Origin of the sequence: Arenicella xantha, from assembly GCF_003315245.1 — a bacterium.
Lineage (GTDB): Bacteria > Pseudomonadota > Gammaproteobacteria > Arenicellales > Arenicellaceae > Arenicella > Arenicella xantha.
In genome coordinates, this window is the sequence record NZ_QNRT01000004.1 from 358,017 (window position 1) to 366,304 (window position 8,288).

The following is an 8,288-nucleotide window of genomic DNA, read 5'->3' on the forward strand; positions in this document are numbered from 1 at the left end:
TTTTTATAATATGGATTCCAAATTGGAATTCATTGTTTGATTCAAACTTATGGACATTTCTGCTCTTCAAGCGTTTATCGCCGTTGCTCGGCACGAGTCTTTTTCGAAAGCTTCTGAGTTGCTATTTGTGACGCAACCAGCGGTTAGCAAACGCGTCTCTTCGCTTGAGCAGGAGCTCGGCACACAATTGTTTAACCGCATTGCGCGACAAATCAGTTTGACTGAAGCTGGTAAGCAATTGTTGCCGCGAGCGCAAGAGTTAGTCGCTCAAGCCGAGGACATGCAACGCTATGCTTCCAACTTGAGTGACGACATTAGTGGCAACCTATCAGTTGCTATTGCGCATCATGTAGGCCTGCATCGCATGCCACCGATCTTGAAGGAGTTTGGCCGACGCTATCCGAATGTACATCTTGATATCTTATTTGAAGACTCAGATAAGGCGTTTAATGCTGTGCAAAAGGGCGATATTGAGTTCGCGGTTATCACCTTGCCGACCGAGTTGCCGGACAAGCTGATCAAGCAAAGGGTGTGGCTTGATAGTTTAAGCGTGGTGGTGGGGCTTGACCACGAACTGGCTAGTCAGCAGGCGATCAACTTGCTGCAGCTCTCTGAATACTTTTGTGTATTGCCGAGTAAAGACACGGAGACCCATAAAATTGTGCAGCGTGAGTTTGATCAGCGCTATTTGAGTCTGCGCGTACAAATGGAAACCAATAATCTAGAGACATTGAAAATGTTAACTGAGGCGGGGCTCGGTTGGTCAGTATTGCCACAGACTATGCTCAGCAACTCTCTGGTAGTGATCGATGTTGGCCTAGTTTTGCAGCGGGAATTAGGCTTGGTGGTGCATGCAAAACGTAGCTTGTCGAATGCGGCTAAGGCCTTAAAGTCTTTGATTGAAAGCAGTTAGATAGAAAGCCGTTAGATAGAAAGCAGCCTGTTAGCGTCGCTCACGCGAGGCTTGCAAAGAATCTGCTAAAATCTATTTATGTTTTCCACTTGGACGCAGACCTATGTTACGTATCAGCCTATTTCTTACCCTGTTTTTTAGTGTGTCTACGCATGCGTCAGACTCATCGCTTAAGCAAGCCACGAAAGCGCAAGACTGCCATCAACTCCAGACTTTCTCGGCCACTAAGCTGCGTTCTAAGCAGTCGGTGGATTTTTGTGCTGAGTTTAAGGGCAAGCCTATGTTGATTGTCAATACCGCCAGTCAATGTGGTTATACACCGCAATTTAAGGCGCTTGAAGCGCTGCATCAGAAATACGGGGATCGCTTAGCGGTTGTCGGGTTTCCCTCTAACGACTTTAAGCAAGAATACGCCGACACCGAAAAAGTGGCCGATGTCTGCTATGTGAATTATGGCGTTACCTTCACAATGCTGGAACCCAGTCATGTAAAAGGGCAGAGCGCTAATTCAATATTTAAAGAACTAGCCGCTCGTTCTGGCGAAGCACCGGGCTGGAATTTCACTAAGTATTTGGTCTCGGCTGATGGTCAACAGGTGATGCATTTTGCTTCCGAAACTGACCCCGCTTCAGACCAGTTCAAGGAGCAGGTCGAAAACATGTTGGCTGCTCAATAGCTAACCAACTGCCAGTTAAGGCGCGGATAAGAGTAAGTCCAGCAACGGTGGTAGTGAGACGTCGTTACTTGAATATATTAACCGTGCTTCGGGCGCGTGCTGTTTAATGAAGTCTATAAATGAACTCGTTCGAGTGTAGCCAGCGAAGCTATTTTGAGTAGCGCAATCGTCATTGCTGGCTAGGAACGACGCTACTCCCGCTATTACTGACCGGCCATTGATGGTGATCATTAGCGGACTGCCGCTGTCTCCAAAGCAGGCACTAGACGGTGGTGTTTCAGGTGGCGGAACGCAAATCAGAGCCGATGTGAAAAACTGAGAAATATCTGGATGTAGATTACACGTTTCATTGCTTACTAGAGTCGTTGTGAATTTCTTTAAGGTGTCGGCCAAAATCGCGTTGTCATTATCAATTAAGCCGGCACCGATTACAGTTGAGCGCCGCCCCACTAATTGATCATTACCTACAAAGATCGGCGCCGTAGGTGATACGGCTGTCCGTTGTAGGGTTAGAATCGCAATATCGTTTTCTAAGGCATATTCATCGAAACTTGGATGGGTATGTATTTCGGCGACGCCGATGCCGATCAAGTCTTGTTGTTCGCTACTTTGGTTATAGAACCCCGGCACCATAAGGTATTGGGTATCTGCTTCACGCAACACAATACAGTGCGCTGCGGTGAGTATTTTATTCGGCGTGATCAGTGCACCGCCACAGCGTCCACGTCGATCGGTGTCGGAGCTGGTTGCGACCATTAAAGCAAACGCCGGAAACTCTCCTGATTGAGCTTCGAGGCCGCCAACAATCTGTGGGCGAGGCAAGATTGTTAGGTCACCTAATGCCCATGTTGTTGCGGGTATATTCCACAGCATGAGTATTAAGGTTATGCGGAGTCTCGCCTGTGTCATTTGATCAGTTGCTGGATGCTATTTAAGCCGAGCTGCATTCTAACTTAGCCGTGTCCTGATTAATGAAAGTTTCGCGAATGCGTTTTGAGGCTGGGTAGGGCATGGTCTAGTTGCTCTATATACCCAGCCACCACATTTGCTACACCATGCTGGTGTTCCAGCGAGCCTTTAATATACAAAATACGACCACTTAGAATTTCTTGACGGAAGCGATCTTGAATACTTTTCCATAGCACCACATTGATGTTGCCGGTCTCATCTTCTAGTGTTAAAAAAATCACACCGCTGGCTGTGCCGGGGCGTTGACGACCAGTGACGACACCAGACACTTCAATCAGACTATTATTACGTTTAGCCAACAAGTTGTTTGCCGTTGTGCAACGCTTGAACGGCGGCTTGTTGCGCAGTAGCTGCATTGGATGATGATCTAAGGACACGCCACGTGCGTGCTGGTAGTCGGCTAATAATTGTTCGACCGGTTGTAAGTCTTGAATGAAGTCGGCATTGCTACTTTTTTGGGTATTCAAGCCGTCGTCAACTTGTAATGATTGCCAATAAGCGCGACGACGATTGCTATCAAATTGATGAAAGGCATTGGCATTCACCAGCTTCATCAGTTCCTCTGAGTTCATTAGCGCACGGGTCTTCACATCCTCAATGCTGCTAAAAATATTGACCTGACGTGCGGCCATTATTCTAAGCGCAGTCGCTTCAGATACACCTTTAATTAACCGCAAGCCTAAGCGAAGTGCCGGTTGTTGTTGCGAGTGGTCTAGACTGTGTTCCCAGTCACTGTGATTAATACACACGGGAAGCACCATAATATTATGTCGGCGCGCATCCTGTATCAGTTGCGAGGGCGAGTAGAAACCCATGGGTTGACTATTAAGAATGCCCGCGTAAAACGCCGCCGGATGATAGCGTTTTAGCCAAGACGATACGTACACCAATAATGCAAAGCTGGCAGAGTGTGACTCTGGGAAACCATAGCTACCAAAGCCTTGGATTTGTTTGAATAAACGCTCGGCAAAGTCTTGGCTATGGCCGCGTGCCAACATGCCGCTAATTAGTCGCTCTTCAAATTGACCGATATCACCATGCTTACCCCAACTAGCCATTGCTCGTCGCAAATGATCAGCTTCACCGCCGGTAAACCCAGCAGCCACCATGGTCAGTTGTATCACCTGTTCTTGAAAAATAGGGATACCTAAGGTGCGCTCCAATACCATTTTTATCTCCTTGTTCGGATACACCACCGGTTCCTCCCCATTGCGGCGTTTTAGATATGGATGCACCATGTCGCCCTGAATCGGTCCTGGGCGCACGATTGCCACCTCGATCACTAAATCGTAGAAGCATCGCGGTTTAAGTCGTGGCAACATCGACATTTGTGCACGTGACTCAACTTGGAATACACCAACACTGTCGCCAGCACACAACATGTCGTACACTTTTGGGTCTTCCTTCGGTATTTCTTGCAGTGTGGTAACTTGCTTCTGATAGCCGCCGATCATCGCTAAAGCGCGGCGGATGGCACTCAACATGCCGAGCCCCAATATGTCCACTTTCAGCAAGCCGAGTATTTCAATGTCGTATTTATCCCACTGAATAATGGTGCGGTCCGGCATTGCCGCGTTCTCGATTGGCACCAGAGTGCTGGTGGGGCTGTGGGTAATTAAAAAGCCACCAACGTGTTGAGACAAATGTCGAGGTGTACCGAGTATCTCTTTCACTAGTGTAAAAAACTGCATGCTTAGTGAGCTGCTGAATGTCATCTTACGGCTCTGCATCTGCTCGGTTAGCGCATCGATTTTGTCCCACCATGCCATTGAGCGATTTAACTCTTCAATGAAATTGAGTGGCAGACCCAAGGCTTTGCCCACATCACGCACTGCGCTCTTGCGTCGATAAGTGATGACGGTAGCCGTAAGAGCTGTGCGCTTGCGACTATACTTTTGGTAAATGTATTGAATGACTTCTTCGCGCCGCTGGCTTTCAAAATCGACGTCAATATCGGGTGGCTCATTGCGCTCTTTCGAAATGAATCGTTCAAACAATAACTGATTGGTTTCGGGATCAATTTCAGTGATGTATAAGCAATAGCACACCGCAGAATTGGCCGCAGATCCACGACCTTGGCATAAAATATTCTGTGAGCGCGCAAACGCCACAATGTCGTACACGGTTAAAAAATAGTATTCGTACTTTAGTTCGTGAATGACACCAAGCTCATACTCAATAATGCGTTTTGCTTTGGCTGGAACGCCATTCGGCCATCTGAGTGCCGCACCTTGATACGTGACTTCGCGCAAATACTCGGCTGGTGTTGTGTTCTCAGGAACGACTTCGCGAGGATATTCGTACTGTAATTCGGTCATTGAAAAATGGCAAAGATCGGCAATACGTAGTGACTCCTCCAACAGCGCGGCAGGGTATTGATGCTGCAATACCGAGATCGGCTTTAGGTAGCGCTCGGCGTTTATTTGACGAGCCTTGCCGAGCTGCTGAATCGTGGTGTTTTGCTTGATGGCTGTGAGCGTATCTTGCAGCGGTTTTCGACTTTTGTGATGCATATGGACATCGTTGCACGCCACCATGTTGGTGCCACACGCACGGCTTAGCTGTTCGCAATATAGATAGTGCTGTTGGTCATTGCTATGCCAAAACAACTCGACGCCTAACCATAAGCGATCCCGAAAATACTGCTCTAAGAGCTTTCCATGCTCGGTATCACACGGCTGACGTTTGGGAATCCATATAGCTAAACAGCGACGTAAACCGAAGCGTAAGTCTGCAATCGATAGTGAGTATTCCCCTTTGGCACTGCGGCGTCGGCCTTTGGTAATTAACGCCGAGATTTCGCTATAGGCTAAACGGGTGGGCGCCAATAACACTAGTTGCAAATGTTGTTCGCCTACTGCAATTGAGAACTCACTACCAACAATTAGCTTAATACCGCATTCACGGCTAGCCTTATACGCTTTGACTAAGCCGGCATACGAGCATTCGTCAGTAATCGCAATTGCTGAGTAACCTAATGCGGAAGATTGAAGCACCAGCTCCTCAGGGCTGGATGCGCCAGTCAAGAAAGTGTAATGGGATTTAGTGTGGAGCTCGGCGAACATCGAGTAGGGTAGAGTTAAACAGCGTAGGCAACTGATTGCTCTGAGATTCGGTCTAGAGGGCTTTGAGTACCCGCATAGTGTTGCCCAATAACATGTGTATAAATCTGCGTGGTTTTAACGTCGGTATGGCCTAATAACTCTTGGACCGTTCGAATATCAGTGCCGCCTTCTAGTAGATGTGTCGCGAATGAGTGACGAAAGGTGTGGCATGTTACTCGCTTGGGTATTTGTATTTCGAGGGTCGCTTTACGTAATGCTTTGCGAATCACCGTATGGTGTAGGTGATGCCGGCATAATTTGTTATTAACTGGGTGATGACATAAAGCAATAGAAGGAAATACGAACATCCAGCTTGGGTTACGAAATGCTGTTGGCAGCTTCCTGCCCAAAGCGTCCGGAATCGAGGGCCCAACCCCTGATCGGTTATCTTCAACTTGGATTGCCAGGGCTTTATCAATCTGTGCTTTGAGCCTAGGTTTTAGCTTTTGACTTAACAACGAAACGCGGTCTTTACCACCTTTGCCATTTCGAATTGTTACGCTGTTGTTGTCAAAATTAATATCCTGTACACGAATGCCCAAAGCCTCTGAAACACGTAGGCCGCTGCCATACATTAATTCAACAATCAGTTGGTGTACGCCGTCTAAGCGGTCAATAATTAAAGTGACTTCTTTAGGGGTTAATACTGTTGGCAGTCGACGCGGCTTATTTGCCAATTTGAAATTTAATGCTTTTAATGGCTGGTCCAATATTTTGTTATACATAAACGTAACCGCATTCAGTGCGATCCGCTGCGTGTTAGCACTAACATGTCTATCCGCCGCTAAGTGATCTAAAAATGCCACTACCTCTTCCTTACCCATATCCGCAGGATGCTGCATTCGGTGAAACCGAATGTAATAACGAATCCAATGTAGATAACTTTTCTCGGTTTTAAGCGCATAACCACGGACTCGCATCGTGCGCCGGATAGATTCAATAAAAGGGCTTTTTCCGCTCATTTTCCACATCCATGAAAGCTGTATGAATATACAGTATATCAAAATGAAAGCTAATTCAACAATAAAACGCACACCAATTAATGCGCACTTTGCTTCATACTTATATTTAAATTAGTATTGAATTCAAATACCTACGCTAGCCCAAGATCTAGATAGTAGGACGCACAAAACCGACAAAGGGAGCCGGCTCCCTTTGTCACCGAGCTATGATAGAGGGTGAGTTGATTAATTTATTAAAAACAATGACATGCGATTCATTCCTTGAATTGGTCACGGAGAGATATCTCGCATGCAATTTAATAAGCTGTTAGGTGTGTTCTGTCTATTTAGCTAAACCAGTCGTTGATAAGAAGTGTTTCGTTGGTGCAAACTTTCTGGTGTGAGGCAGTCTAAAAAACTGGTTCATCGTTGTAAGTTAAGTATTTATATCGTTTTGGTCGAACACTATTTTTATCACTAAACGAATTCTGATAGTCTGGCTTAGTAAACGAAAGAAATGGTTTTGTTCTGTGGAGGCAATAAGGAAGTGCATCAAGTCATCGAAAAAGTCACACCACCTAACAAGGCGTCAAAGTTCACTCCGCCAACAAGTTGGCTCCGCGGGACGGCTGCTACGCGCCGCCCCTTGGCTTGGCGTTAGATTGATGTCGTATCCAAATATTAAAGAGGTATCACAATTCTTTGTTGCGCTTGAAAAATATTGGTCAGTTGTTCCAACTAAAACAGATGATGGTATTGAATACTTACTTTCAAATTCAAATCGATCTGTCCGAGTAAAATGGTATAAAAAAACTCCTGAAGAGTTCTGGTTTTCAATGCATGAAGGTGATCGGTGCGATCTCGTAGACTGGACTGAAATGCTTGATTCAGAAAAGAAGGAAGACCTATTTGAGTATCTTAAATTGGTAGCATCGAGATATTTGGAAAAGAAAACTAGAATAACCAAAAAATGGTTATTCTTTGGTGCAAAAAAACTACAGTATCTTGAAGGTAATAAATGGCATGATCTTCGTAGCCCAATCTAACAAGATTGCAAAAAATGCTGCGTTCGCTGTGCTCACTGCGCGGGACGTCGCTCCGCTCCGCCCCTTGCAATGGCGTTAGTTTTACATGAGGCTATCCACAGGAATTCTTCTTTTATTGCTCTTTGCCGGTTGCACTCATCATGATGCCGAAGTGAGTGTTCCAAGCCACTGGCGTTATGATACAGAAGAGTTCTCGTTTGGACTTCAAATCATTGATGAGGAAAACTGTATAGCTTACGCAATTCATCATGAGCGCGATGGTGTCGGCTCAGATTGTAAGTATCAAGTAAAAGGTAATAATTACCTCGTAATGGGTATAAAGAGTGATGATTCTTTACACGAGCCAGAATATTATAAATATATACCCGAAAAACAAATTTTCAGGTACATACTTGAAGAAGGTAGTGAAACTACAATGTTTGAGCTAAAAGAAATTGAAAACTAACAAGAACAAAAACTGGCACTCACTGCGTTCGTTCGGACGCGCAGAAGACGCGCGCCCGTTTTGTGGGCGTTATATTTCCTATGACTAACTTCAAGCGAGCTAGTGCAGTGGGTCTACTTTTCGTAGCGTTATCTCTAGCCTATGTTATGGCAACGACTAACGTTTGTTCGTTTGGCTCGGCTTATCGAATTAAA

At 45.9% G+C, this 8,288-nt stretch carries 7 protein-coding genes; 4 read left to right on the forward strand and 3 right to left on the reverse strand.

What is annotated here, in order from left to right:
* The first annotated feature begins 49 nt into the window (after window positions 1–49).
* The gene (locus tag DFR28_RS15300; protein WP_113955246.1) at window positions 50–913 is read left to right on the forward strand and encodes a LysR family transcriptional regulator; all 864 of its coding nucleotides are present in this window, start codon (window positions 50–52) and stop codon (window positions 911–913) included.
* A 103-nt stretch (window positions 914–1,016) separates the two neighbouring features.
* Complete coding sequence (locus DFR28_RS15305) at window positions 1,017–1,589, forward strand: glutathione peroxidase (RefSeq protein WP_113955247.1); 573 nt, start codon at window positions 1,017–1,019, stop codon at window positions 1,587–1,589.
* Between the two features lie 15 nt (window positions 1,590–1,604).
* Here DFR28_RS15305 and DFR28_RS15310 read toward each other — a convergent pair whose 3' ends face one another.
* The 3 genes from DFR28_RS15310 to DFR28_RS15320 form a co-directional block, all read right to left on the reverse strand.
* Window positions 1,605–2,462 (reverse strand): S1 family peptidase, encoded by an 858-nt coding sequence (locus tag DFR28_RS15310; protein WP_170132126.1) that lies wholly within the window; start codon window positions 2,460–2,462, stop codon window positions 1,605–1,607.
* A gap of 95 nt (window positions 2,463–2,557) precedes the next feature.
* Window positions 2,558–5,623: an error-prone DNA polymerase gene (locus DFR28_RS15315; protein WP_113955249.1), complete on the reverse strand. Its 3,066-nt coding sequence runs from the start codon at window positions 5,621–5,623 to the stop codon at window positions 2,558–2,560.
* Between the two features lie 14 nt (window positions 5,624–5,637).
* Window positions 5,638–6,624, reverse strand: coding sequence for an integron integrase (locus DFR28_RS15320; RefSeq protein WP_113955266.1), 987 nt, complete (start codon window positions 6,622–6,624; stop codon window positions 5,638–5,640).
* Between the two features lie 644 nt (window positions 6,625–7,268).
* Between DFR28_RS15320 and DFR28_RS15325 the strand changes: the two genes are divergently transcribed.
* Window positions 7,269–7,649, forward strand: a complete 381-nt coding sequence (locus tag DFR28_RS15325) for a hypothetical protein (RefSeq protein ID WP_113955250.1) — start codon at window positions 7,269–7,271, stop codon at window positions 7,647–7,649.
* Between the two features lie 85 nt (window positions 7,650–7,734).
* Window positions 7,735–8,094, forward strand: a complete 360-nt coding sequence (locus tag DFR28_RS15330; protein ID WP_113955251.1) for a hypothetical protein — start codon at window positions 7,735–7,737, stop codon at window positions 8,092–8,094.
* Window positions 8,095–8,288: the final 194 nt, after the last annotated feature.

Bases quoted from the DNA above. Each gene is read 5' to 3' on its own strand.
- DFR28_RS15300 (WP_113955246.1), top strand. From the start codon at position 50: ATGGACATTTCTGCTCTTCAAGCGTTTATCGCCGTTGCTCGGCACGAG.
- DFR28_RS15305 (WP_113955247.1), top strand. From the start codon at position 1,017: ATGTTACGTATCAGCCTATTTCTTACCCTGTTTTTTAGTGTGTCTACG.
- DFR28_RS15330 (WP_113955251.1), top strand. From the start codon at position 7,735: ATGAGGCTATCCACAGGAATTCTTCTTTTATTGCTCTTTGCCGGTTGC.
- DFR28_RS15325 (WP_113955250.1), top strand. From the start codon at position 7,269: ATGTCGTATCCAAATATTAAAGAGGTATCACAATTCTTTGTTGCGCTT.
- DFR28_RS15315 (WP_113955249.1), bottom strand. From the start codon at position 5,623: ATGTTCGCCGAGCTCCACACTAAATCCCATTACACTTTCTTGACTGGC.
- DFR28_RS15310 (WP_170132126.1), bottom strand. From the start codon at position 2,462: ATGCTGTGGAATATACCCGCAACAACATGGGCATTAGGTGACCTAACA.
- DFR28_RS15320 (WP_113955266.1), bottom strand. From the start codon at position 6,624: ATGAGCGGAAAAAGCCCTTTTATTGAATCTATCCGGCGCACGATGCGA.